Below are 21,999 nucleotides of genomic sequence, written 5' to 3'. Positions count from 1 at the left end.
TGTGCGGGTGCATATTGGCAGAGGGGTTCCACCGGGGGGCGGAGGTGTGTGGCCGGTGTCGAGCGGGTCGACGGTGGTTGGCGGCGGGTAATGGACGGGGCGCGGAAGGCGCTGATCGTCGCGAACGACGAGTACGAGCACGACGGGCTCAAACAGTTGCGGGCACCGGCGGCGGACGCCGTGGCGCTGGCAGGGGTTCTCGGAGACGCGGAGATCGGTGCGTTCGAGGTGCAGGTGGTGCGCAACGAGTACGCGCACGTCATCGAGGGACGGATCGAGGACCTGTTCTCGGACGCCCGGTCCGGCGACGTGCTCCTGCTGCACTTCTCCTGTCATGGGCTGAAGAGTGAGTCCGGGGAGTTGTTCTTTGCCGCCCGCAACACTCGGCCCAACCGGCTCGGCTCCACCTCGGTCTCGGCGGACTTCGTCCAGCGCTGCATGCGGGCCAGCCGGGCTCGCAGCGTCGTGCTGCTGCTCGACTGTTGCTACGGCGGGGCCTTCGCCCGAGGTGTCGCCGTACGGGCGGCCGGGGACGTCAACGTGCTGGACAGTTTCACTGGCGGGAGGCTGGGCGGTGGACGCGGCCGGGCGGTGATCACGGCGTCCAGCGCGATGGAGTACGCCTTCGAGGGCGATCAGCTCGCCGATGACCACAGCCCGCGCCCATCGGTGTTCACTTCGGCTCTGGTGGAGGGTCTGACGACCGGGGACGCGGACCGCGATCAGGACGGCTGGGTCTCGCTCAACGAGCTCTACGACTACGTCTTCGACCGCGTCCGCGAACAGAATCCCCATCAGACGCCGAGCCGTGACGTGGAGATGCAGGGTGAGCTCTACCTGGCCCGTCGCAGCCGGCCGGTGACCGCGCCGGCAGCGCTGCCACCAGAGCTCCAGCAAGTCATCGACCACCCACTCGCCGGCGTTCGCGCCGGCGCGGTCCAGGAACTCGCCCGGCTCTTGAACGGCGGCCATGCCGGCCAGGCGCTGGCCGCCAGAATCGCCCTCGAACACCTCGCCGACGACGACAGCCGCAACGTCGCAAGCGCGGCCAACTCAGCCCTCGCGACGGCCGACACCACCGAACCGCCGGAGACTGGCGTGTCGAGTCCAGTGCGGCCGGAGCCGCTTGTTGATCTCGAAGAGCTGCCGTCTGGTTCCGCTGGGGCAGGCGGGATCACCACCGCGCCCACGGAAGCGGGATCTGGCGAGCATGGCCGCTGGGGGCTCGCGCGGTTGGGGCGCGGCCGTGGGCGGTGGGTTGCGGCCGGTCTCGCGGTCCTGCTGATCGCGAGCGTCGCACTCGTCGTACTGCGGCCGTGGTCGGCCGGGTGCAGGTTCAGCGACGGGTTCGACGGCAACGCGATCGATGGCGGCTGGGAGGAGGTGCGGATCGGCGATGGTGCCCTGAAGGTCGCCGATGGTTCTCTCGACATGTCGGCGTCCGACGGCTCGGACATCAACGAGGAGCTCCAGACCGCGCCGAAGCTACTGCACCCGCTGACCGGCGATTTCAAGCTCGAGAGTGACCTGACCGCGAATCCTCAGCAGCTGTTCCAGAGTGCCGGGGTACTTCTGTGGAACAGCGCCGAGACCTATGTGCGGTTGGAGCGCAGCTACGGCGACGTCGGCGCGATCATCTTCGAGTACCGCCTCAACGGCGGCCCACACACCCGGATCCACTCGCCCATGAGCACCGACCCAAAGGTGATCACCACGGACAAGACCCACGTGGTCCTGCAGTTGACCAAGACGTCTACCGCGGTGAGCGCCCGCTGGCGCCCGGTCGAGGACTCCCAGTGGCGAGAACTGGGAACGGTCGACATGAAGCTCCCGAACACCAGCAAGGCCGGCATCGCGGTCCTCAACAGGACCGGCTCGGCCATCGCCTACAACGCCAAGTTCGACTACGCCCGCGCCACCTGCCTCTGACAAAACCGTCAAACGCCCAAGAAAAACGGGACTACGGCCGCTCGGTGGGTCGTCGTACCTGTGTTCGGCGGGATTCGAGAGTGCTCGCTGAGCCTGATCGACCGGATGAGGTGGACCCCAGCGAACGGGCCTGCACGGGGACGGTTGAGACCCGCCTTGAGACCCTCCGCTGACGTCTCGTCCTGGTCACCGACCAGCGGCTGGCGGCAGTGGCGAACGGCTGCGGCCAGAGGCGAATGAGACCAGAAGTGAGATCGCGCCGAGCCACGTTCGCCGCGCACTGTCCGCTCCCCGGCGACCATGGAACGCCGCTGGTCCGAGCACCCAGACGACCGCGTAGTGGATCCGGCGGCAGTCAGGTATCGATTCGGTATCCGGTTACACCTAGTAACGGACTTTGCTCTTGCGTGATGGGCTCGGATGAGTAACATCCATCCTCGGGAGGGATCAAGTTGAGGCTAAGACGCTCGCTTGGTCGCATAATTGGGGGGGATAAGTGTCTGACGTATTGTCGTCTAGGGGTAATCTTGAGCGCAGCGATACTAGCGAGATAGAGGCAAGTAATAGCTATGTCTTTGTAGGTGCTGTCCATAATCTGCTCGGGTCGGAGCGAATAACAACCAGGAGCGACTTACTTCTTTCCGCCGCCTGCCACGCATTGGATGAGGGAGATAAGAGTTCAGCGCAAGTCCAAATTCGTGTTAATCAGATATGGCCAGGTGTAGCGGAAATTGGCTCGATAGACGCCGCACTTACGCTGGGTCGCGATTTAAATCTGGTCGCTCAGTCCCCCGCCCAAACGCTTACTGGCGAGGCGATGTGGACGCTCACTCGGGACGGGCTGCTCGACGTCGAGCAGCACAAAGAATGGGTTGTGCGGGTCAAGAAGAATGCACTGGACTCTCTAATTCAAAAGGCTATAGAGGGGCTTGGGTACGAACCGTCCGTGCTCAAGGCGGAATTGTGGCTGGGTCGCATAATCCGAGCGCTGATCAATGGCGTGCAGTCTTCGCAGGATGCATATCTTGGACATGTCGAGGAGATTGTCGGTGGACGTCTACTGCCGAAGTCCTTCAAGAAAGACTTCGTCCTGGATGACTTGGTTGACGAGACTACGCCGCCAGAGGTAGGAGAATTCCTTCAGGCGTGCGCCTTGGCTGCATTCGATGCATTGGATCCATTCGGCAATGAGTTAATTTCGCACATCACGACTGGCTGCGTGCTGCATGCCTATGTTGCCGGACGAGACCGAGAAGCGATTCTTTCCAGAATCGGGCGGCCCACTAATGAGCGAGCCATTCTTGACACGCCGATATTACTCCAACTCCTCGGCCCCAGCCGCCTCAGTAACCAGGCTAAGACGACAATCATGGCGGCGATCTCAAATGGATGGGACGTCGTTGCCTTTGAGCATTCGATCGAAGAATTGCAAAGTCTATTGGCCAACGAGATACCCGAGTTGAAGACAAGTTTTATAGAGGCAGCGAATGCCGGCCTTCGGCAAGAGTGGTTCGCCTCTTTGTCGATGGATCACTTACCTGCTGTTTGTATAGAGTCGATCAATGAGGGCCTATATCAGAGTCCCGACGGTATTCTTGAAGCTGCTCAGAATATCTCCAAGGTTTTGGAGTCTATAGGCGTCACTGTTAGGCCGCACCACAATGAGAGTGACCAATTCTATGTTGATCGTTGTCGCGAAGAACTCACCTCGTACATCGCTGATCGGAATGCGAGGTATCGCTCAAAGTCAGTAATCCAGCGCGATGCTGAGACGATGGCGGCGATGTGGCGTAGGCGTAGGAGGCAAAGTGTTAGTAAGTGGCCCGGCGCATGGATCATTACTACTGACCGTGCAATCGGTCCTGTATATGTGAACCTTGACTCGGACGATAAAGTATCGGCCACACTTACGCTTGCGCAGTGGAGCTCGCTCGTTTCCCTCAGCGCCGATGGGCAGACTGTCGCGCAACTAGCGAAGGCCTCGGCGGGGCAACTGGTCGATGAGGCGATGTGGCTTCTGCCAGCACGATTCCCGAGTGCGACTGCTATGGCCCTGGCTAAGCAAATTTCTCCGCAACACGGGGGCTCCGGATTCGAGATTTCGGTTGCGCAATTGACGCTGGATGAAGCATTTGCAGAGGCGGCTCAGTCAGGAAATTCAGTCTCTTTGGCTGCATCTGTTTTGAGTTCTCGCAGTCGCCGGATGAAAGTGATCCAACGACAGAAGTCGGCGGAGTCCGTCGCGGCAATAGAGGACGCCAGGCGCACCAAGCAGGAAGCAAACCGTCAGGCTGCCAATGCTCTGTCTGAACGCGACCGGGCCGAGGAGAGGCTCGCTCAGACTAAGGCGGATATGGCCGCGAAGGACTTAGAAATCGCCGACATGAAGGTCAAGGTGCGGCGGATTTGGATATCCGTCATAGTCGGAGTTGCGCTCCTGTTGGTGCCTATTTTTGGTGTTTTTGCCCAGAGCCTGCTCATTGTAGTGAGTGGTTCTTTGGCAGTGTTGGCGTTTATTCTCGGTGCACATCGATGGATAGCGCAAAGGAAGCGGCAAATGGCGCCGCTCATCGTTGGAGCCCTGATGGAGCTGGTGGGCATCGCTGCAAGCGTGGCCCAACTTGCTCCAATAGTCGCCAAACTCTTCAAGTGACACTGCGCAGTGAAGGCATCGTGATTGCATGCGCTCCCGACCATGGCGCATTACACATCGGCGCCTTCAGACCTTGCGTGGGCCTCGCAGGCCACTGCCTAGTACTACAGCCGTAGATCGTTGCCTCCGCTGTTCGCGGGCCGCGTGCCCGGGTGACGACCTCTGACGAGAGGTACGCTCTGCGGCCATGGTGATCGAGACACACCCAGACGCGATCATGCTGCGATGGATGCCGGAGCCGGCGGACCTGCAGGAGCTGGCCCGGCGGCCGGCCTTTCGGAGGCAGATGGCGAAGTCGCTGGCCGTCGCCTCGACTCTTCTCGTCGTCGGCCTGCTTCTGTTGGCGACCGGGGCGGCGGAAAAGTCTGGTGGCTTCCTCGCCGCCGTCGGTGCCGTGTTCCTTCTGTTGCTTGGAACTGCGCCACGGCGATCGCTGCAACTGCGATGGAAAAACGACCCGCTGCTCCAGGATCTGGTCGAGTATGTGGCCGACAACCGGGGCCTGTCGCGCCGGCAGCAGGACTTCGAGTGCTGGTGGGGGTGGTCCCGGATCCGCGACGTCGAGGAGAGCAGCCGCGCATTTATCCTCCGGCTCGGGGTAGGCCGTCCCTCCGACGGGCCGATCCTGATCCTGCCCAAGCGTGGACTAGCGAATCCGGCCGACGAGACCCGCCTGCGCGAACTTCTGGAGGCCCAGGTACGCCGCCGCCAAGCGGCGTAGTGGGGCGTCTCCGTCCATAACGATCTACGGCTGTAGTACTAGAGCGTGTGTCCACACGTCCGGACGCTCCACCGACGAAGTCCCGAGCGGGACGGCGAACAATCGGGCTACCCGATGAACTGGTGTTGATCCTGCGAACCCTTCAGAAGCAACAGGTGGCGGAGCAGCAAGCTGCCCGGCAGCTCCGGACTGACGAAGGGTGGCTGTTCGCGAGTCGTACGGGGAAGCCACTGAACGCGCGCACTGATCACCAGGGGTGGAAGGACCTACTGAAGGCGGCTGGGATCCGCAAGGGGCTCCTGCACGACGCCAGGCACAGCGTGCCGTGATGGATGCGATGGGCTGGGCAACTACCGCCATGGCCAAGCGCTACCAGCACATCACCGCGCCGGTCCGACGTCACATCGCGAACCGCGTCGGCGGGCTCCTGTGGACTCAGGCGCCGGTCGAATCGGACGGCGGGGGAGGTGCCGGAGAGGTCGCCCCAGCTTGATCAAAAGGCTCTGTTGAGACCCTCGTTGAGACCCAACGCAAGAGATGCCCCTCCCGCGAGTGCGGGCGGGGCATCTCTCTCTAGGCGTGTCTCGTGTCGAAATCTGCCTCTGATGACCTGCGCAAACACCAAAGTCAGTGGGGGAGGAGCTTGCGTCTCCATGACGGCAAAGAAACGGGACTGCGGCCGCTCGGTGGGCGGTCGCAGTCCCAACCAGGGAGGTGCTCCCCGGCCCAGGGGGGTCGGGCCGGGGAGATCGTGGGTCAGCCGGTCGGGTTGCCGTTGTCGGAGCCGAGCTGGGCCTTGGCGGTCTGGGACTTGCCGTCCCGGGTGAAGGTGATGGTGACGTCATCGTCCGGGCGGTGCGAACGGACCGCGGCGACCAACGCGTCCCCTGACGCGATCGCCTTGCCGTCGATCGCGGTGACCACGTCACCGCTCTTCAGGCCGGCCTTGTCCGCCGCACCGCCGGACGTCACCTCGCCGAGGGTCGCTCCCTGCTGGAGCCCGTCGGTTGACTGCGCGTCGCCGACCGTGACGCCGAGCCTCGCATGAGTGGCCTTGCCCTTGGCCACCAGCTCGTCGATGATCGGCTTGGCCTGGTCGATCGGGATTGCGAAGCCCAGGCCGATGTTGCCGCCTTCGGATTGTCCCGATCCTCCGGCGGTCTTGATCGCGCTGTTGATCCCGACCACCTGGCCGGCGAGGTCGATCAGTGCGCCGCCCGAGTTCCCCGGGTTGATGGCGGCGTCTGTCTGAATTGCTGGGAAGACCGTGGTGCTGTCCTGCTCCTGGTCGCCCGAGGTGACCGGCCGGTTCAGCGCCGAGACGATACCGCTCGTCACGGTCGCCTCCAGGCCGAACGGCGAACCGATCGCGACGACGCCCTGGCCGACGCCGAGGTCGCCGCTCTTGCCGAGCACGGCCGGCTTCAGGTCGTTGGCGGAGGCCTTGATCACCGCGAGGTCGGTCAGCGGGTCGGTGCCGACGATGGTGGCGGACACGGTGCGGCCGTCGTTCAGCATCACCGAGATCTTGCCGCCGTTGCCGCCCGAGGCGACCACGTGGTTGTTGGTGACGATCAGGCCGTCCTTGCTGATCACGATGCCGGAGCCGGTGGCCGCGCCCTGCGAGGTCATCACGCCGATCTTCACCACGCTCGGCAGCACCTTCGCGGCCGCGTTCTGCACGGAGCCGTCCGGTGCGGACACCGGCGCGGCCTGGCCGCCGTTCAGCGGCGCCGTCACCGACGGGCTGCTGGAAGAGTCGTTGGTCGCCGAGTACACAGCCGCACTACCCACACCGCCGGCAGCACCGACCAGCAGCGCCGTGGCTGCCACCAGAGCAAGCCCCCGCCGCTTGGGCTTCGGGTGCTCCGGCTGCGCCACCTGCGGCGGCTGCGGGCCGAACGGCCAGTTCGGACCCGGCGGCGTCCCCTGATGCGCCCCGGCCGTCCCGAACTGCCCGCCCTGTTGGTAAGCACCTCCACCTGAGGGGTGCTGACCCGGCCGCTGCTGTCCACCCTGCGGCGCGTACTGCTGCTGCGGGTGCTGTCCGTAGCCGGACATCGGCAGCTGCTGCGTGCGATCGGGTGAGCTCGAACCGAACGACGGCGTCGCCCCCGGCTGGGGCTGGTTCCCGTACGTCGAACCCTGGGCCGGGATGTCGTTCCCGGGCTGGTTCTGCGGCTGGTGCGGCTGGTTCTCGGTCATGACGACTAGCTTGGCGGCAGCACCTGAGAACCCCCTGAAGATCCCGTCAGAGCTGCCGAAGAACTCCATGAAGATCCCCTGAAGGACCTGTGAGCCCGTCCACACAACTCAGGCGCGGCAGTGCCCGGTACGGCGTACCGGGGTGGCGCCGGCCTGGCGCGCAGGAGGAAGGTGGGCTGGGGAATTTCGAAAATCTGTGCTCGCGGGGGTAGACATTCGTGGTCAGCAGGACTAGCGTTTTTCGTGTTGCAACGCAAGAAGTCAGAACGCCTCGAGAAAAGGAGCGGATGACATCATCAGGATCGCCTGCCTTGGCTGTGCTTCGCCGGGCGGGTACCGCAGTCCCTTCGTGATTGGAAGGTGGTCCTCGGTTACGCACTCAGCGATCCCCGCTGGATCCGCCGGCAAGGGCGGATCGCGGAAGTAGAGGCCGGCCCCCGGGTCGGCCGATGGTGAGAATCCAACCCAGGGCCCTGGTGCTTCGGCACCGGGGCCCTCGACATGGAGGTTCGATCGACATGGAGGTTCGATGACCCCAGACCAGCAAGTGGAGCAGACGGTGACCGACCCCGAGACGACGACCGCGAACTTCGACGACGAGGACTATCCCGCCTACACGATGGGCCGGGCGGCCGAGATGCTCGGCACCACGCCGGGGTTCCTGCGCAGCCTGGACGAGGCGAAGCTGATCAGCCCGCAGCGTTCCGACGGCGGCCACCGCCGCTACTCGCGGTACCAGCTGCGCCTGGCCGCGCGCGCCCGCGAGCTCGTCGACAACGGCACCGCCCTGGACGCGGCCTGCCGGATCATCATCCTGGAAGACCAGCTGGCCGAGGCCCTCCGCATCAACGCCGAACTCCGCGGCTCAGACGACGAGAGCTGACCCCCGGTACGTCGTACCGGGGGCCAGCCGATCAGCCGTGGGGTCCGTACGACGTCAGCGGGACTGGGTGGCGGCGTGGGGGAGCCAGAGGGTGAACTGGGCTCCACCGGTCGGGGCGTTGCGGGCGTAGATCATGCCGCCGTGCTGCTCAGCCGCGTGCTTCACGATCGCCAGGCCCAGCCCGGAACCCGGCCGGCTCCGCGCCTCGCTCGACCGGTAGAACCGCTCGAACACGTGCGGCAGGTCCGCGTCGGAGATCCCCGGCCCGCTGTCGGTGACGGTCAGCACGCCGTCCACCAGCCTGACGGTGACCCGTCCGACCGGTTCGCCTTCATCACGATCGAGCTCCGGGTCGTCCGGCACGCTGTACTTCGCGGCGTTGTCGAGCAGATTCGTCACGGCCCGGCCGAGCAACCGCTCGTCACCCCAGACCGGGAACGGCGTCAGCTGCACGTCCCAGTCCACCCCGGACGCGCGGCGCCGTACCTTGATCACGGCATCCTCGACGACGTTCGACAGCTCGATCAGCTCGGCGTTGCGCACCTGCGGGGTGTCGCGGGCGAGCTCGGTCAGGTCGCCGATCAAGGTGGTCAGCTCGTCCATCTGGGCACGGACGTCATCGAGCAGTTGCTCCCGGTCCTCCGGCCGCAGCCCGCCGCGCTTGTCGGCCTGGGCGAGCAGGTCCAGGTTGGTCCGGATACTCGTCAGCGGCGTCCGCAACTCGTGCCCGGCGTCGCCGACGAGTCGTCGTTGCCGATCCTGCGACCGGGCCAGCGCAGCCAGCATCGCGTTGAACGCCACCGCCAGCCGCGAGATCTCGTCCGAACCCGTCACCGGGATGGGCTTCAGCTCCTCGGTCCGCGCGATCCGCTCCGCCGCGCTCGTCAGCCTCGCCAGGGGGCGGAGCCCGTTCTGCGCGATCGCGTTACCGGCCAGCGCGGCACCGATGACACCGAGCAGGCCCACGGCCCACAACACGATGCCCAGGTTGTGCAAGGTCCGGTCGATCGGCTTCAACGACTGCGCGACCACCAGCGCGGCGGGCTGGAGCTCTTCGGGCTCACAGGGCCTCCGCTCCTGGCCCAACGGACAGAACTGCGCCGGTACGGCGACCACGCGGTAGTGCGGGCCGCCCCGCACACCGACGGTCCGGATGCTTGCCTCGTCACCCTGGTCCCGCGCGATCTGGAGCTCCGTCGGCCCCATCGGCGGCAACGTGCTGTCGGCGGCCCCGATCTGCTGGCCGTTGGCCAGGTAGACCCCGAGCAGGATGTCGCTCAGGCCGAGCGCCTCCGGCGGGATCTCCTGCAGGTTCGAGAGCCTGGTGAGGACGCCACTGCTTGCGGCCTGGCTCGCACGGTCGACGAGGCTGGCGTCCAGGTTGCGGTACATCTGCTGCCGCACCGTCAGGTAGGCCGAGATGCTGACGAACGCGACCGCCAGACCGACGGCGACCGCCGCGAGCAGGGTGACGCGGGCGTGCAGGCTCAGCTTGTGCAGCTTTTCCTGCCACCAGTCCTGCGTCCGCGCCGCCGTCGCGGCGACCCGGTTGGTCCCGTTCCCGTTCTCGTCGGCCTCAGTTCCTGGCAGACCTCCGTCGGGATCAGAGCCTCCGAGCGGACCGTCGTTGGAGGCGGGAACGGTTCCGTTGGACTTCCGCCAGAAGCCCGGCACCTGGCCCAGCCGACGCGGCTGCCCGCCCGGTGGCTGCGGACCGACCGGTCCTTGCGGTGGGGCATCGCCCGGACTCGGGTCAGGTGCATCCGGGCGCGGTTGCCCGGCGTACCGGTTGCGGGTCTCCGGGCCGATCTCGAGGGTTTCTTCGTCTGACTTGGTGCTGTACCGCGGGAAGTCGTCCGAGGGGGGCTGGCTGCTCACGGCGGGGTGTCTCTCAGGACATAGCCGATGCCGCGGACCGTGTGGATCAGCCGGGGCAGGCCGTCGACCTCGGTCTTGCGGCGCAGGTAGCCGATGTAGACCTCGAGGGAGTTCGCTGTGGTCGGGAAGTCGTAGCCCCAGACCGCGTCCAGGATCACCGCGCGCTCGAGCACCCGGCGCGGGTTGCGGATCAGCAGTTCGAGCAGGGAGAACTCGGTCCGGGTCAGCGGGATCGGGGTCTGGCCGCGGTGCACCTCGTGCGCGTCCACGTCCACCACCAGGTCGGCGTACTGCAGGACCTCGCCGCGCGGGCCGCCCTCGCCAGGCGTCGTACTGCGGCGGAGCAGCGCGCGGAGCCGGGCCAGCAACTCCTCGAGCGCGAAGGGCTTCGTCAGGTAGTCGTCGCCACCAGCGTCCAGGCCGTCGACCCGGTCCGCGACGGCGTCGCGCGCGGTGAGCACCAGGATCGGCACGTTGTTGCCCGCGGCCCGCAAGGCCTTGGTGGTCTCCAGACCGTCCAGGCGCGGCATCATCACGTCCATCACGACCACGTCGGGGTCGACGTTGCCGATCACCGCGAGCGCCTCGGCGCCGTCGGAGGCCGTCACGACCTCGAAGTCGTTGAACTCCAGCGAACGGCGCAGCGAGTCCCGGACCGCCCGGTCGTCGTCCACCACCAGTACCCGCATCTCGCGCTCCCGCTCCGCCTGAGTCGTCCGAACCAACCATGAAGTTCCGCGTGTCGAGGTTATGCCGTCTGTTTGAGAATCGGCTGAGAACTCACTGATCACTCGCCGAGCGGGGGCCCGGCGGCGTAGGTTTCGCGGGTGGACATCGTCGAATTCACGCCTGAGACAGAGCAGCTCACCTGGACTTTCGGCGGCGCCGCCCCGATCCGCCGGGTGAAACCGGGCACGGTGATGCGGCTGTGGACCGAGGACGCCTTCTGCGGCCGGCTCCGCAGTACGGAGGACCTCGCCAGCGCCTCCCTGAACATGCCCTTCGTCAACCCGCAGACCGGCCCGTTCTACGTCGAGGGCGCCGAGCCGGGGGACACCCTCGTGCTGCACTTCGTCGAGCTCACCCCGGCCCGCGGCTGGGGCGCCTCCGCCACGATTCCGTTCTTCGGCGGCCTGACCAGCACCGACCGTACTGCGACCCTGCAGGATCCGTTGCCGGAGCGGACCTGGATCTACGAGGTGGACACCGACAAGCAGACCGTCGGATTCCGCGCGCAGGGCAGCGATCTGGAGCTGGCGCTGCCGATCGAGACGATGCTCGGCACGGTCGGCGTGGCCCCGGCGGCCGGGGAGGTCCGGTCATCGCTGGTGCCGGATACCTTCGGCGGCAATATGGACACCCCCGAGATGAGGGCGGGTGCGACTTGCTTCCTCCGGGTCAACGTCGAGGGCGCGCTCTTCTCGGTCGGCGACGGGCACTATCGCCAGGGCGAGGGCGAGTCCTGCGGTACCGCGGTCGAGGGCTCCATGAACGTCGTCCTCATCGTCGAGCTGCTGAAAACGCCGGGCCCCGCCTGGCCCCGGATCGAGAACGACGACTACCTGGCCGTGGTCGGGTCGAGCCGGCCGCTGGAGGACGCGTGGCGGGCGGGCCAGGTCGACATGGTCGGCTGGCTCAGTCAGCTGCACGGTCTCGACAAGCTCGACGCGTACCAGCTGCTCAGCCAGATCAGCGAGGTCCCGCTGGCGAACGTCGTCGACGCCAACTACAGCGTGGTCACCAAGGTCCCCAAGCGCCTGGTCCCCGCCTCGGAGGTCTACAGCGGCATCCACCGCCACCTCCGCGAGATCGCCGCCACGCTCTGAACCTGACTGTCACGCAGAGATGACGTCCTCGGCGAAGCGCAGCAGCGGTTCGTGGTCGTAAGCGACGCCGGGGATGTAGGCGATCACGTACTCGATGCCCACTTCCTCCAACTGCTCGAGGTGTGCGCGGATCTGCTTCTCGGACACGATCGACGCCCGGCCGTCCGGCACGCCACCGCCCGCGCCGATCTCGGTGAACTCGTCGAGGCTGTAGCGGCCGCGCGCCTTCTCCGTCGCGGTGAGGGGATCGGCGCCGGCCTCGATCGGGAAGACGTTGATGCTGGTCGACTTCACGATCTCGTCGTAGTCGCGGCCGACCATCTCGCAGTGCTCCCGCAGTACTGACAGCTTGTGCCTGATCGTCTCGACGTTCCCGGTGCCGAAGTTGCACGCGTCGCCGTACTGCGCGACGAGGCGGAGGGTGACCTTCTCGCCGCCACCACCGATCCACAGGGGCGGCTTGCGGCGCGGCTCGACGAATGGCCTGTCGACCGAGTGGTACTTGCCGTCGAAGACCACTTCCTCCTCGGTCCAGAGTCGGTGGATCAGCTCGACGGACTCCTTGAACGAGGCCATCCGATCTTTGAGGTCGGTCCAGGGGTACCCGTACGCCTTCCACTCGTGATCCGACCAGCCGGCGCCGAGTCCGGCGTACAGGCGTCCGTGGCTGGCGACGTCCACGGTGGCGGCGATCTTCGCGTAGAGGGCGGGGTTGCGGTACCCGTTGCAGCCGACCATCTGGCCGATGTTCACCCGGCGGGTGTCGCGGGCCAGCGCGGCGGTCGCGGTCCAGGCCTCGAACACCGTCTCGCGCACAGGTTCGGGCACGGTGTGGAAGTGGTCGAACAGCCAGATCGAGTCCCACGGCCCGGCATCGGCCGCGCGGGCGACCGCCGTCATCGCCTCCCACTGCTCGACCGGATCCGCGATCTCGACCAGGTCCATCCGCCAGCCCTGCGGCACGAACACTCCGAACCTCATCGCACTGCGCTCTCTTCCTTGGCTTCGTGGCTTTGCAGTTCTTCCGTACTCCGGCCGCGGCGCCGGGAGATCGCCACACCGGTCAGGCACAACGCGCCACCGGCGATCGCCAGCCCGGCCGGGGTCTCACCGAGGAACAGCCAGGCGAGCCCGATCGCGACCACCGGCACCAGGTACGTCGTGGCGCCCATCCGGCCTGCGCTGGTCCGCCGGAGGGCGAAGGCCCAGGTGGTGAACCCGAGCGCGGTCGGGAAAGCGCCCAGGTAGACGACCCACCAGATTGCCGAGGCGTCGGCCGTGCGGAGTTCGTCGATCAGGGCAGGGGCGAACGGCAGGCAGACGACCGCGCCGATCGTGCAGGCGAGCCAGGTGACCTGGGCGGCGGGGAGTCTACTCAGCAAGGGCTTCTGGGTCACCACGCCCACGGCGTACGAGATGGCTGCCGCCACGCAAAGCACGACACCCCAGGTCTCCGCGCGGCCGGTCGACGTCGACGTACCGATCAGGAGGACGCCAGCGAAGGCGACGAGGCTGCCGATCACCAACTGCTTCGGGAAGCCTTCGCCGAGGGCCAGCCCCGCGAGCAAGGCGATCAGCAGCGGCGCGATGTGCACGAGCATGGCGGCGGTCCCGGCGTCGAGGCGACGCTCGGCCTCGTTGAGGGCGAGGTTGTAGACGCCGAACCAGAGCAGACCGCACGCCAGCAACGGCGCCCAGTCGCGTCGGCCCGGCCACTGTCGTGGACCGGGTTGCTGTCCGGCTTGTTGTGGGCGGCGTCCGAGGAGGAGGAATGCTCCGAGGAGCACGCTGCCGACCAGGAGGCGAGCCAGCGACAAGGCGCCGGCGGAGAAGTCACTGCCGACGTGCCGGATCGCCACGAAGGCGGAGGCCCAGAGAACCACCGTCACCGCGGCTGCCCCGGTCGCGAGCAGACGCTTGGGTTCCATCGGAGTCGTCACTCTGGTAAGCCTAGAAACGGGTTCACTCGTTTCCCATGGCGAAATGACTTGGATGGTCGCCTCATGCTTTCCGGAATGAACGCAGAATCAGCCGTAGGCCTTCAGAGCGAGAAACCGCTGCTGGACGAGCTCAACGTCCGGCTGCTGAGGGAACTGACCGACGACCCCCGGCTGCGGACGACCGAGCTCGCCAGGCGACTCGGGGTCTCCGCACCGACTGTTCGCGAGCGCGTCACCCGGTTGGAGGAGTCCGGCGTGATCCGCGGTTACCGCCTGGACATCGACCCCGCCGCACTCGGACTACCGGTCGCCGCGTGGGTGCGGCTACGCCCTGGCCCCGGTCAGATCCCGAGGATCATCGAGTTGGCCGGCCGTACTCCGGAGGTGGTCGAGTGCCACCGCATCTCCGGCGAGGACTGCTTCCTGATGCGCGTCCAGGTCCACGCCATCTCCGGCCTGGAGGACGTCCTCGACAAATTCCTGGTCCACGGCCAGACCACGAGCTCCTTCATCGTCTCCACCCCGGTCGAATCCCGCTCGGCCCCGCTCCCGTCCACCAGCGGTCGGTAGGCACGCAGTACGGCTGTGTCCGCGAGGTGAACCCCAACCAGCGTCGGGAGTGGTCTGCATCACTACGCTGGGGGCGACTTCAGCGACCTCCGGAAGGACCCTGACCCATGGCTGCCGACAAGCCTGTCCGCAGAGTTGCCCTGCTCACCGCCGGCGGGCTCGCGCCCTGCCTGTCGTCCGCCGTCGGTGGGCTGATCGAGCGCTACAGCGAGGTGGCGCCCGACATCGAGATCATCGCCTACCTGAACGGGTACCACGGTCTGCTCAGCGGCCGGTACCTCGACGTCACGCCTGAGGTGCGGGCGAAGGCCGGGCTGCTGCACAAGTTCGGCGGCAGCCCGATCGGCAACAGCCGGGTGAAGCTGACGAACACCGCCGACCTGGTCAAGCGCGGCCTGATCGCGGACGGGCAGAACGCCCTCCAGGTGGCCGCCGAGCGCCTCGTCGCGGACGGCGTCGACGTGCTGCACACCATCGGCGGCGACGACACCAACACCACGGCCGCCGACCTCGCGGCGTACCTGCACGAGCACGACTACGACCTGACCGTGGTCGGGCTGCCGAAGACCATCGACAACGACGTGATCCCGATCCGGCAGAGCCTTGGTGCGTGGACGGCGGCCGAGCAGGGCGCGGTCTTCGCCCGCAACATCATCGCCGAGCACAGCTCGAACCCCCGGATGCTCGTCGTCCACGAGGTGATGGGCCGCAACTGCGGATGGTTGACCGCGGCAACGGCCCGGGAGTACCGCGGCTGGCTGACGGCGCAGGAGTGGAGCCCGGGCATCGGGCTGGACTCGAAGCGCTGGGACGTGCACGCGGTGTACGTGCCGGAGGCAACGATCGACCTGGACGCCGAGGCCGAACGGCTGAAGGCGGTGATGGACGAGAACGACTGCGTGAACATCTTCCTGTCCGAGGGTGCGGGCGTGCCGTCGATCGTGGCCGAGATGGAGGCCCGCGGCGAGGAGGTCGGCCGGGACCCGTTCGGTCACGTGAAGCTGGACACGATCAACCCCGGCGCGTGGTTCGCCAAGCAGTTCGCCGAGCGGATCGGCGCGGAGAAGACCATGGTGCAGAAGAGCGGGTACTTCAGCCGCTCGGCCGCCGCGAACGACCGTGACCTGGCGCTGATCAAGGAGTGCACCGACTTCGCGGTGGACGCGGCCCTGCGCGGCGAGAGCGGCGTCGTCGGCCACGACGAGGAGCGAGGCGACGAACTTCGCGCCATCGAGTTCCCGAGGATCGCCGGCGGCAAGGTGTTCGACCCCGCCGTCGACTGGTTCACCGCCCTCCTCAGGGAGATCGGTCAGGTCTGACCTCACCGGACAAACGAGAAGCCCCGAGCCCACCCAAGGGCTCGGGGCTTCCGCACGATCAGGCCTTCAGCCGCCCGACCCACACCTCGGCGGCCTTCTCGATCTGGTCGAGCACGTCGTCGAACCCGTGATCGTCCCCGTAGTACGGATCCGGTACGTCGGTCTCCGCGAACAACTCCACCGGTACCGCGAGGTCGGTCCCGCCGCGCCGCCGCAGCGCCGAGAGGTGCCCGGAGTCCATCGCCAGCACGAGATCCCGCTCCGCGAACCAGCCGCTCTCGAACTCCTGTGCCTGGTGCGCGCTCCCGTCGTACCCACGCCTGGCCAGGGCGGCCGACGCCCGCTGGTCCATCGGGTCGCCGACATGCCACCCGCCGGTCCCCGAACTCGTCACCACGACGTCGTCGATCCCCGCGTCCGCGAGCTTCGCGCGCAGCACCACCTCGCCGATCGGCGACCGGCAGATGTTGCCCGTGCAGACCACCTCGACGCGTCGCACCGCTGGCCTCACCACTGGCTCACCCGATCTCGGCCTTGTCCGGCAGCACCATGTTCAGCAGCATGCCGACGAGCGTGATCACCAGCGAGCCGAGCAGCGCCGCGACGAACCCGTCGACGTGGAACTGCACATCGAGTTTCCCGGTGATCCACGAGGTCAGCAGCAGCATCAGGGCGTTGATCACGAAGATCAGCAGCCCCAGCGTCAGGATGATGAACGGCAGCGACAGCAGCTTGGCGATCGGCTTCACCACCGCGTTCACTACGCCGAAGATCGCGGCGACGATGAGCAGCGTCAGCACCCGGCGGCCGGTGGTCGCGCCTTGCAGCGTGATCCCGCCGACGAGCCAGCTCGCGACGGCCAGCGCGACCGCGTTGGCCAGCAGCTTGATGATCAAGTTCTTCATGCCGTCGATCCTGCCACCCCGGGGTTCAACCACCCCGCGATAGCCGCGCCCGGCGATGAACACCTTGACACGATAATGACCAAGTGATCTGATCATTTTCATTCCCTGAGGAGGGCGTGAGGATGAGAAACCGCTGGAGCCTGGCGCTGGGCGCCGCACTGCTCAGTACTGCGACCGTGGCGCCGGGGCTCGCCGTAGCCGAGTCAGGTCCGGCTCTGGGTGTGCCCCGGGTCGGCGCCATCCCGCGGCCCGTCACCGCCGCGACCGCAGCGCAAGGCGGTCCGGTCGGAACCTCCGGCCGGCAGGACTGCGCCACGGTGCGGACGGATTGGGCAGCGGCAGCTCGGTCGCAGGCGGACCCCGAGACCCTGTTGAACGCGTACAGCGACTCGGGTCAGGGTTGGACCGGTGGTGACAGCACCTATTCGGTGAAGCTCCCCGGCGGTCGTACGGCCTGGATCTTCTCCGACACCTTCCTCGGCCCGGTCAACCCCGACGGCAGCCGGCCCACGACCACCCCGTTCATCAACAACTCCTTCGTCGTCCAGAGCGGCAACTCGGTGAAGACGGTCACCGGTGGCACGGCGACCGAGCCGACCGCACTGGTCCCGCCGCCCTCGAACGGCTGGTACTGGTTCGGAGCCGCCGGCACCAGCAAGGCGGGCCGGAATCTCGACGTCACCGCCCTGCGGTTCGAGCGGACCGGCACCGGGCAGTGGGACTGGCACTGGGCCAGCAACTACCTCGCCCGGTTCGACAGCAAGACGCTGAAGCTGCAGAAGCTGATCCCGCTTCCCTCCGCGGCTAACGTCCAGTGGTCGGCCTGGCAACTCCGCGACGGTGGCTACACCTACATCTACGGCGTGGAGGACCTCGGCGCCTCGAAGTACGAGCATGTCGCCCGGGTCCGTGGTGACGATCTGGCGGCGAAGCCCTGGCAGTACTGGACCGGTACCGGCTGGTCGGGGGACGAGAAGGCGTCGGCACGCGTGCTCGAAGGCGTTGCCAACGAGCACAGCGTGACCCGCTGGGGTGACGGCTACCTGCTCGTCACGCACGACACCACCGAGCTGTTCAGCAAGCGGGTACTCGGCTACTTCTCCTGCTCGCCGACCGGGCCGTTCGTGAATCCGGTCGAGCTCTACCAGACGCCCGAGACCGGTGCCACCGGCAGCTACGGGGACGCGGACATCATCACCTACAACTCGCACGACCATCCCGACCTGCGGCGCGGCAACCGGCTGCTGGTCAGCTACAACGTCAACAGCCTGGACGCCAACAACGACCTGTACGCCGACGTGAGCATCTACCGGCCCAGGTTCGTCGAGGTCACCCTCACCCCGAGCGGCACCCGATGAGCACGTCCGGTGGCGTCGTACGGCGCAGCCTGCTCGACGACCTGGCCACGTCGATGCTGGCCCTGATCGCCGACCGGAGGTTGTCGTCCGGCGACCAGTTCGAGTCGGTCCGGTCGCTGGCCGACCGGTTCAAGGTCGCCGTACCGACGATCCGGGAGGCACTGCGCCGGCTGGAGGCCACCGGTGCGGTCGAGCTGCGGCACGGATCCGGGGTCTACGTCGGCCAGCACATCGGGCGACTCGTGCTCGCCAATCCGCTGGCCCCGACGCCGTCCGGCGACCGGTTGGTGGAACTCCTCCAGGCCCGGGCGCTGATCGAACCACCGGTCGCGGCCTTGGCTGCCCGGCTTCGCAGCGATGACGCGCTGGAGCGGATGGACGGCCACCTGGCCGCGGCCGAGGAGCTGATCGCGTCCGGCGACCACGCCGCGCTAGCCGAGGTCAACATGGCCTTCCACCGGTCACTCGCCCAGGCATCCGGGAACGCGACGCTGGCCGAGGTGGTCGAGTCCGTCACCGTCGTCAACGTCCGCGAACAGCTGGAGATACTCCACATCCACGGTGATCGGCAGACCGATCTGCAGGAGCACCGGGCCATCCTCGAGGCGGTCCGGGCCGGCGATGCCGAGCTGGCCGAACGCCTCACCCGCGAACACCTGGACGGCGTCCTCGCCGTCATCGAACGCGCCGCCCACCCCTGACCGGGGCGAGTGGGGTGGGGGCAGAAATGACACTGAGCTGAGAGGGACGCACTATGTCACGCAGTACGTCGCATAACCACAAAACGAAGGCGCTGACCGCACTGGTCGTTGCCGCCGCGCTCGCCCTGACCGCCTGCGGTGGTGGAGCTGGTGACTCCGCCGCCGGCCAGGGCGAGGACAAGCCGGTGGACTCGCTGAAGTTCTACAACGACAAGGGCGGCTGGAAGGACGCCTTCGTCCAGGTCGGCGCGGCCAGCAAGAAGGACATCGGGGTCGGCATGGAGCCGGTCGGCTACTCCGACTCCAACGCCTACACCGCGTTCATCCGGTCCTCGTTCCGGACCAAGGAGAAGGCGGACCTGTTCACCTGGCACACCGGCAAGGAGCTGCAGGACCTGGTCGACCAGAAACTTGTCGCCGAGACCACCGACCAGTGGACCAAGGCGATTGCCGACGGCAACGTACCCGAGCAACTGAAGCAGTACTTCACCTATGCCGACAAGCAGTACTGCGTGCCGCTGAACGCCGGCTACTGGGTGATGTACTACAACAAGGCCGTCTTCAAGAAGGCCGGCATCACCCAGAACCCGAAGACCTGGCAGGACCTGCTCGCCGTCGCCGACAAGGTGAAGGCGGCCGGGGTGAAGCCGTTCTACCAGACCAACATCCTGTTCAGCTTCGTCTGGTTCGAGACCCTGCTGGCCGGCAAGGACCCGGACCTGTACGACGCCCTGGCCGCGGGCAAGGCGAAGTACACCGACCCGGGCGTGGTCGAGGTGATGAACGAGTGGAAGAAGATGATCGACGCCGGATACTTCAGCGACCCGGGCTCGAAGACCGAGCCGCAGGCGCAACTGAAGAGCGGCGACGTGGCGATGATCAACTTCGGCACCTGGTTCAGCGGCAACCTGAACACGCTGAAGATGAAGGCCGGCACCGACTACGACTTCTTCGTCATCCCGAACGTGAATCCGGCGCTGCCGAAGACCTCGATGATCTTCGAGACCGGCCCGGTCTGCTCCGCGGCGCAGAGCGACCACGCCTCCACGGTGAAGAAGTGGACCGACTGGTGGGTCACCCCGCAGGCGCAGACCGCCTGGGCGAACTCCCGTGGCGACCTGTCGTTCAACCCGAAGGCCGAGGTCAAGGACCCGGGGCTGGCCGCGCTGAACAAAGACGTCGGCGGTGACGGCTACCGGTTGATCAACCGCTGGTTCGAGGCGACGCCGGTACCGGTCGCGAACAAGGCGCTCGAGGTGTTCGGCGCGTTCGTCACCAAGCCGGGCGACCCGATGCCGGGCCTGCAGAAGATCCAGGCCGAGGCGGACGCCTACTGGGCCAAGCAGAAGTGACTTCCACCCCGACCATCGAGCGGCCGGCGCCGGTGAAGAACCGCGCGTCCAAGCAGCAGTCGGCCCGGACGGGGGCCAGGTCGGCCCCGCTGTTCGGGCTGCCGGCCGCGGCCGTGGTGGCTCTGCTGCTGTACCTACCGTTCCTGTGGACGACGTATGTCAGCTTCACCGACTACGACGGGCTGGCCTCGCCGGTCTGGTCCGGGCTCGCGAACTACAAGGCGATGTTCAGTGACCCGGACCTGATCGGGGCGCTGGTCAATACGCTGCTGTGGGTCGTCGGCATGGTCACTCTCCCCGTGATCCTCGGGCTGCTGATCGCCGTACTGACCTATGGGCATCGGTGGGGCTCGTGGCTGCGGCTGCCGTTCCTGCTGCCGTACGCGATCTCCGGTGTGGCCGTGGGGGTCATCTGGGGATTCGTGCTGCAGCCGGACGGCGCGCTCGGCCAGGCACTCGGGTACTTCGGTCTGCCCGGCGCGCACACCGGCTGGCTGCAGGCCGGTCCGGGCAACACGCTGATGATGATCGTGGCCGTCACCTGGCAGGCGGCCGGCGTGAACGCCCTGCTGTTCGTGATCGGGCTGCAGTCCATTCCGGCCGAGCCGCTGGAGGCCGCGCGGCTGGACGGAGCGGACGGGTTCAGGCTGTTCCTGCACCACCTGTGGCCCCAGCTGCGACCGATCACCACGGTCGTCATCGGACTGTCGATCGTCGGCAGCCTCAAGACGTTCGACGTGGTGTGGGTGATGACGCAGGGCGGCCCCGGTACGTCGTCGGAGACGCTCGCGCTGTCCATGTACAAGGAGACCTTCGTGCTGAACGACTACGGCCAGGGCGCGGCGATCGCGTTGTTTCTCAGCCTCGTCACGTTCGCCGCGTCGATCCTGTACCTGCGCTACCAGCTCGCGGACGGTGACTCGCGATGAACAAGACCTCATCTGGTCCGATCCGGACGACGATCCTCGTCGTCCTCGGGCTGATCTGGCTGGCGCCGGTGTACCTGCTCGTCGTGAACGCGTCCAAGGCGGTCGACGGGTACGACGCGTCCTCGGTGTGGAAGCCGTCCGGGTTCTCGCTGTTCGCGAACTTCGGGGATGCCTGGGAGAAGGCGGCGCTGGGGGACACCCTGGTGGCGACGACGCTCTACAGCGTTGTCGCGCCGGTGCTCGCGGTGCTGATCGGGGCGGCGGCCGGGTACGCGATCGTGGTCCTGCGGCTGCGGCGCGGGTTCCTGTGGTTCGTCTTCATCTTCGGCGGCACGATCTTCCCGCTGCAGATGATCCTGATGCCGTTGTTCTCAGGCTTCGCGGACTCGGGTCTGTACGACACCCGGGTCGGCATGATCATCGTCTACACGGCGATCAGTGTGCCGTTCTCGGCGTTCGTGATGCGCAACTACTTCACCGGGATCGCCCGGAGCGTGTTCGAGGCCGCGATCGTCGACGGTGGTGGGATGTTCCGGATCTTCCGCAGCATCTACCTGCCGATGGCGGGCAGTGCGCTGGCGGCAATCTTCATCCTGCAGGCCACCTTCGTCTGGAACGACCTGCTGCTCGGTCTGACGCTCAGCCAGTCCGAGTCGGTGCGGCCGATCATGCCGGCGCTCACCGGCCTGCAGAGCACGTACGGCGGCGCCGCCCTGCCGACCGTTCTTGCCGGTGGGCTACTGGTGTCGCTGCCGACCGTCGTGCTGTTCCTGGCCGCCCAGCGATTCTTCTCCCGAGGCCTCGCCCTCGGCCAGTTCTGAAAGGACATC

General features: G+C 66.8%; 19 protein-coding genes. 12 read left to right on the top strand and 7 right to left on the bottom strand.

What is annotated here, in order from left to right:
• The first annotated feature begins 48 nt into the window (after window positions 1-48).
• The 3 genes from ACFPJ1_RS05015 (at window position 49) to ACFPJ1_RS05005 (ending at window position 5,303) form a co-directional block, all read left to right on the top strand.
• The gene (locus ACFPJ1_RS05015) at window positions 49-1,929 is read left to right on the top strand and encodes a caspase, EACC1-associated type (RefSeq protein WP_380101649.1); all 1,881 of its coding nucleotides are present in this window, start codon (window positions 49-51) and stop codon (window positions 1,927-1,929) included.
• Window positions 1,930-2,425: 496 nt separating this feature from the next.
• Window positions 2,426-4,582: a hypothetical protein gene (locus tag ACFPJ1_RS05010; protein WP_380101648.1), complete on the top strand. Its 2,157-nt coding sequence runs from the start codon at window positions 2,426-2,428 to the stop codon at window positions 4,580-4,582.
• A gap of 229 nt (window positions 4,583-4,811) precedes the next feature.
• Entirely contained in the window at window positions 4,812-5,303 is a 492-nt protein-coding gene (locus ACFPJ1_RS05005; protein WP_380101647.1) for a YcxB family protein, read from the top strand.
• A 756-nt stretch (window positions 5,304-6,059) separates the two neighbouring features.
• Here ACFPJ1_RS05005 and ACFPJ1_RS05000 read toward each other — a convergent pair.
• Window positions 6,060-7,508 (bottom strand): S1C family serine protease, encoded by a 1,449-nt coding sequence (locus tag ACFPJ1_RS05000; protein ID WP_380101646.1) that lies wholly within the window; start codon window positions 7,506-7,508, stop codon window positions 6,060-6,062.
• A 529-nt stretch (window positions 7,509-8,037) separates the two neighbouring features.
• On the opposite strand from ACFPJ1_RS05000, the gene ACFPJ1_RS04995 reads away from it, so the two are divergent.
• Window positions 8,038-8,391, top strand: coding sequence for a MerR family transcriptional regulator (locus ACFPJ1_RS04995; protein ID WP_380101645.1), 354 nt, complete (start codon window positions 8,038-8,040; stop codon window positions 8,389-8,391).
• A gap of 54 nt (window positions 8,392-8,445) precedes the next feature.
• On the opposite strand, the gene ACFPJ1_RS04990 is transcribed toward ACFPJ1_RS04995, so the two are convergent.
• Together ACFPJ1_RS04990 and ACFPJ1_RS04985 are read right to left on the bottom strand one after the other, a co-directional pair.
• Window positions 8,446-10,269, bottom strand: a complete 1,824-nt coding sequence (locus tag ACFPJ1_RS04990) for a sensor histidine kinase (protein WP_380101644.1) — start codon at window positions 10,267-10,269, stop codon at window positions 8,446-8,448.
• A complete protein-coding gene (locus ACFPJ1_RS04985) occupies window positions 10,266-10,958 on the bottom strand; it encodes a response regulator transcription factor (protein ID WP_380101643.1) in 693 nt (230 codons plus the stop codon). Before ACFPJ1_RS04985 ends, ACFPJ1_RS04990 begins: the two co-directional genes overlap by 4 nt.
• 138 nt (window positions 10,959-11,096) lie before the next feature.
• Here ACFPJ1_RS04985 and ACFPJ1_RS04980 point away from each other — a divergent pair, with 138 nt between their 5' ends.
• The gene (locus tag ACFPJ1_RS04980) at window positions 11,097-12,095 is read left to right on the top strand and encodes an acetamidase/formamidase family protein (protein ID WP_380101642.1); all 999 of its coding nucleotides are present in this window, start codon (window positions 11,097-11,099) and stop codon (window positions 12,093-12,095) included.
• 9 nt (window positions 12,096-12,104) lie between these two features.
• On the opposite strand, the gene ACFPJ1_RS04975 is transcribed toward ACFPJ1_RS04980, so the two are convergent.
• Window positions 12,105-13,076 (bottom strand): LLM class F420-dependent oxidoreductase, encoded by a 972-nt coding sequence (locus tag ACFPJ1_RS04975; protein WP_380101640.1) that lies wholly within the window; start codon window positions 13,074-13,076, stop codon window positions 12,105-12,107.
• Window positions 13,073-14,035, bottom strand: a complete 963-nt coding sequence (locus ACFPJ1_RS04970) for a DMT family transporter (RefSeq protein ID WP_380101639.1) — start codon at window positions 14,033-14,035, stop codon at window positions 13,073-13,075. Before ACFPJ1_RS04970 ends, ACFPJ1_RS04975 begins: the two co-directional genes overlap by 4 nt.
• Window positions 14,036-14,110: 75 nt before the next feature.
• Between ACFPJ1_RS04970 and ACFPJ1_RS04965 the strand changes: the two genes are divergently transcribed.
• Both ACFPJ1_RS04965 and ACFPJ1_RS04960 read left to right on the top strand, forming a co-directional pair.
• A complete protein-coding gene (locus tag ACFPJ1_RS04965) occupies window positions 14,111-14,605 on the top strand; it encodes an Lrp/AsnC family transcriptional regulator (protein ID WP_380101638.1) in 495 nt (164 codons plus the stop codon).
• 107 nt (window positions 14,606-14,712) lie between these two features.
• Complete coding sequence (locus ACFPJ1_RS04960) at window positions 14,713-15,924, top strand: pyrophosphate--fructose-6-phosphate 1-phosphotransferase (RefSeq protein ID WP_380101637.1); 1,212 nt, start codon at window positions 14,713-14,715, stop codon at window positions 15,922-15,924.
• Window positions 15,925-15,982: 58 nt separating this feature from the next.
• Here ACFPJ1_RS04960 and ACFPJ1_RS04955 read toward each other — a convergent pair whose 3' ends face one another.
• On the bottom strand, window positions 15,983-16,423 hold the full coding sequence (locus ACFPJ1_RS04955; protein WP_380101636.1) for a low molecular weight protein-tyrosine-phosphatase: 441 nt from the start codon (window positions 16,421-16,423) through the stop codon (window positions 15,983-15,985).
• A gap of 19 nt (window positions 16,424-16,442) precedes the next feature.
• Window positions 16,443-16,829 carry a phage holin family protein gene (locus ACFPJ1_RS04950; RefSeq protein ID WP_380101635.1) on the bottom strand — a complete coding sequence of 129 codons (387 nt, stop codon included), beginning with the start codon at window positions 16,827-16,829 and terminating at the stop codon, window positions 16,443-16,445.
• A 122-nt stretch (window positions 16,830-16,951) separates the two neighbouring features.
• Here ACFPJ1_RS04950 and ACFPJ1_RS04945 point away from each other — a divergent pair, with 122 nt between their 5' ends.
• From ACFPJ1_RS04945 to ACFPJ1_RS04925, 5 genes are read left to right on the top strand one after another with little or no spacing between them, the layout of a single operon-like run.
• A complete protein-coding gene (locus ACFPJ1_RS04945; RefSeq protein WP_380101634.1) occupies window positions 16,952-18,187 on the top strand; it encodes a DUF4185 domain-containing protein in 1,236 nt (411 codons plus the stop codon).
• Window positions 18,184-18,888, top strand: coding sequence for a FadR/GntR family transcriptional regulator (locus tag ACFPJ1_RS04940; protein ID WP_380101633.1), 705 nt, complete (start codon window positions 18,184-18,186; stop codon window positions 18,886-18,888). The genes ACFPJ1_RS04945 and ACFPJ1_RS04940 overlap by 4 nt, the downstream gene beginning before the upstream one ends.
• 53 nt (window positions 18,889-18,941) lie before the next feature.
• The gene (locus tag ACFPJ1_RS04935; RefSeq protein ID WP_380101632.1) at window positions 18,942-20,240 is read left to right on the top strand and encodes an ABC transporter substrate-binding protein; all 1,299 of its coding nucleotides are present in this window, start codon (window positions 18,942-18,944) and stop codon (window positions 20,238-20,240) included.
• Window positions 20,237-21,169: a carbohydrate ABC transporter permease gene (locus ACFPJ1_RS04930; RefSeq protein ID WP_380101631.1), complete on the top strand. Its 933-nt coding sequence runs from the start codon at window positions 20,237-20,239 to the stop codon at window positions 21,167-21,169. Before ACFPJ1_RS04935 ends, ACFPJ1_RS04930 begins: the two co-directional genes overlap by 4 nt.
• Window positions 21,166-21,990, top strand: a complete 825-nt coding sequence (locus ACFPJ1_RS04925; protein WP_380101630.1) for a carbohydrate ABC transporter permease — start codon at window positions 21,166-21,168, stop codon at window positions 21,988-21,990. The genes ACFPJ1_RS04930 and ACFPJ1_RS04925 overlap by 4 nt, the downstream gene beginning before the upstream one ends.
• The last annotated feature ends 9 nt before the right edge of the window (window positions 21,991-21,999 follow it).

Origin of the sequence: Kribbella qitaiheensis, from assembly GCF_042657745.1 — a bacterium.
In the GTDB taxonomy this organism is placed as follows: Bacteria; Actinomycetota; Actinomycetes; order Propionibacteriales; family Kribbellaceae; genus Kribbella; species Kribbella qitaiheensis.
This window is presented reverse-complemented; position numbering and strand designations above follow the sequence as displayed.

Excerpts from the sequence above, each read along its gene's own strand:
- ACFPJ1_RS05005 (WP_380101647.1), top strand. The coding sequence starts at position 4,812 with ATGCCGGAGCCGGCGGACCTGCAGGAGCTGGCCCGGCGGCCGGCCTTT.
- ACFPJ1_RS05000 (WP_380101646.1), bottom strand. The coding sequence starts at position 7,508 with ATGACCGAGAACCAGCCGCACCAGCCGCAGAACCAGCCCGGGAACGAC.
- ACFPJ1_RS04995 (WP_380101645.1), top strand. The coding sequence starts at position 8,038 with ATGACCCCAGACCAGCAAGTGGAGCAGACGGTGACCGACCCCGAGACG.
- ACFPJ1_RS04985 (WP_380101643.1), bottom strand. The coding sequence starts at position 10,958 with ATGCGGGTACTGGTGGTGGACGACGACCGGGCGGTCCGGGACTCGCTG.
- ACFPJ1_RS04975 (WP_380101640.1), bottom strand. The coding sequence starts at position 13,076 with ATGAGGTTCGGAGTGTTCGTGCCGCAGGGCTGGCGGATGGACCTGGTC.
- ACFPJ1_RS04965 (WP_380101638.1), top strand. The coding sequence starts at position 14,111 with ATGAACGCAGAATCAGCCGTAGGCCTTCAGAGCGAGAAACCGCTGCTG.
- ACFPJ1_RS04960 (WP_380101637.1), top strand. The coding sequence starts at position 14,713 with ATGGCTGCCGACAAGCCTGTCCGCAGAGTTGCCCTGCTCACCGCCGGC.
- ACFPJ1_RS04950 (WP_380101635.1), bottom strand. The coding sequence starts at position 16,829 with ATGAAGAACTTGATCATCAAGCTGCTGGCCAACGCGGTCGCGCTGGCC.
- ACFPJ1_RS04945 (WP_380101634.1), top strand. The coding sequence starts at position 16,952 with ATGAGAAACCGCTGGAGCCTGGCGCTGGGCGCCGCACTGCTCAGTACT.
- ACFPJ1_RS04940 (WP_380101633.1), top strand. The coding sequence starts at position 18,184 with ATGAGCACGTCCGGTGGCGTCGTACGGCGCAGCCTGCTCGACGACCTG.
- ACFPJ1_RS04935 (WP_380101632.1), top strand. The coding sequence starts at position 18,942 with ATGTCACGCAGTACGTCGCATAACCACAAAACGAAGGCGCTGACCGCA.
- ACFPJ1_RS04925 (WP_380101630.1), top strand. The coding sequence starts at position 21,166 with ATGAACAAGACCTCATCTGGTCCGATCCGGACGACGATCCTCGTCGTC.